General features: G+C 55.4%; 3 protein-coding genes and 1 pseudogene. All 4 read left to right on the top strand.

What is annotated here, in order from left to right; all coding sequences use genetic code 11:
* A pseudogene (locus tag AWT75_RS23305) lies at positions 1–124 on the top strand (chemotaxis protein CheV); the annotation flags it as partial.
* Positions 125–175: 51 nt separating this feature from the next.
* Entirely contained in the window at positions 176–565 is a 390-nt protein-coding gene (gene cheY / locus AWT75_RS20345; protein WP_082696246.1) for a chemotaxis response regulator CheY, read from the top strand.
* A gap of 54 nt (positions 566–619) precedes the next feature.
* A complete protein-coding gene (gene cheZ / locus AWT75_RS20340) occupies positions 620–1360 on the top strand; it encodes a protein phosphatase CheZ (protein ID WP_062791569.1) in 741 nt (246 codons plus the stop codon).
* A gap of 43 nt (positions 1361–1403) precedes the next feature.
* Positions 1404–1942 (top strand): Hpt domain-containing protein (locus AWT75_RS20335; protein ID WP_193394112.1); only part of this gene is annotated, 539 nt, incomplete at its 3' end.

Below are 1942 nucleotides of genomic sequence, written 5' to 3'. Positions count from 1 at the left end.
GCACTCCTCGCTGTCGTCCAATGCCAACAAGGCCATGGGTTCCAGCGTGGGGGTGGATGCCTATGTTGCCAAATTCGACCCGGCAATCCTGGCTGAAACTTTGATTCCATTTCTGCAGAGGTAACCGTTAAAATCAACGGCTCAATGGAATACCGACATTTCAGGACCTACCCAGATGCCAGATAAAAACATGCGCTTCCTCGTTGTGGACGATTTCTCTACCATGAGACGCATCGTACGCAACCTGTTGAAAGAGCTGGGCTTTACCAATGTCGACGAGGCCGAAGACGGCCAGGTCGCCTTGCACAAGCTGAAAACGCAACATTTCGACTTTATAGTTTCAGACTGGAACATGCCCAACATGACGGGCATCGAGCTGCTCAAGGCGGTCCGTGCCGACCAGCAGATCAAGCATCTTCCCTTCATGATGATCACCGCCGAAGCCAAGCGGGAAAACATCATCGAGGCAGCCATGGCCGGTGCCAGCGGCTATATCGTGAAGCCGTTTACCGCGGCCACGCTGGAAGAAAAGATGAACAAGATCTTCCAGAACATGAACAAGTAAAACCAACAAACAGAGCAAACACACTTGCCTGGTCAGTCCTGAGGAGAGGCTATCGTGCCGGATCACATTCTGGAAAGTGGAGATTCCCCGGATCTGGAAGCACTGTTCGACAGCATTGCCGCCAGTCAGCAAAAAGATGCTGACACCGCCAGCGACCCTGTCGGCACGGTGGCAAATACGGCGGAACAGAACCCTGCCGTGATGTACGAGCAGATCGGCCAGCTGACCCGCAAGATGCACGATGCCTTGCGTGATCTGGGCTATGACAAGTCGCTGGAAAAGGTGGCGGATGCACTTCCCGATGCCAAGGACCGCTTGGGTTATATCGCATCCTTGACCGAGAGCGCTGCAGAGCGTGTGCTCAATGCCACCGATCTGGCCAAGCCTTATCAGGACGAAATCGAAAGCCGGGCCCGCGCCTTGACGGCCCGCTGGGAACAGCTGTATGCCAATCAGCTGTCCATTGCCGAATTCAAGAATCTTGCCGAAGACACGCGTCAGTATCTGGGACAGGTGCCCAAACAGACGCAAGCCACCAATGCCCAGTTGCTGGAAATTGTAATGGCGCAAGACTTTCAGGATTTAACCGGCCAAGTCATCAAGAAAATGATGGACATGGTGCATATACTGGAGAAGGAACTGGTGACCTTCCTGATCGAGTTCTCGCCGGACTCGAAAAAGGCAGGCCTGGACAATAACCTGCTCAATGGTCCGGTGATTAATCCGGAAGGCAGGACAGACGTGGTTTCCAGCCAACAGCAGGTTGATGACCTGCTGGAAAGCCTGGGCTTCTGAACAATAGCGGTGAACGTGTTAGCGGCATAAGCGGGGTGAGAATATGAGCGATTTTGGCGGCATGGAAGAACTGCTACAAGACTTCCTGATGGAATCCACCGACCTCTTGTCCGACGTGGACAACAAGCTGGTGGAACTGGAAAAGCGTCCTGAAGACAAGGCGTTGCTCAACGACATTTTCCGGGGGTTTCATACCATCAAGGGTGGTGCCGGCTTTCTGAACGTCGGCCCGATGGTCAACCTGTGCCATCGCACTGAAAACCTGTTCGACAAGCTGCGTAACGGCGAGCTGCACATCACACCGGAAGTGATGGACGTCATTCTGGACGCTACCGGTATCGTGCGCGACATGTTTGGCACGCTCGGTCAGGGGTTGATGGTGGCCGAGGCTGATGCCGACGTACTGAATGCCCTGGATGCCGTACTGGCAGGTCAGACTCCGACCAAAGCAGGTGCCGAAGAGCCTGTCCCCGCAGCTGTCAGCAGCCCGGCGGCTGCACCGGCTGCTGCAGATGGTCCGGACTGGAATGCACTGCACCAAGCCATCGTGCCGCAAGCTGCCCCGGCCAGTGCAAGCCCGGC

Source organism: Aquitalea pelogenes (assembly GCF_001515305.1).
Classification (GTDB): Bacteria; Pseudomonadota; Gammaproteobacteria; order Burkholderiales; family Chromobacteriaceae; genus Aquitalea; species Aquitalea pelogenes.
Note: the sequence above shows the minus strand (reverse complement) of the source record. Positions and strands in the feature narration are given on the sequence as shown.

Bases quoted from the DNA above. Each gene is read 5' to 3' on its own strand.
- cheY (WP_082696246.1), top strand. From the start codon at position 176: ATGCCAGATAAAAACATGCGCTTCCTCGTTGTGGACGATTTCTCTACC.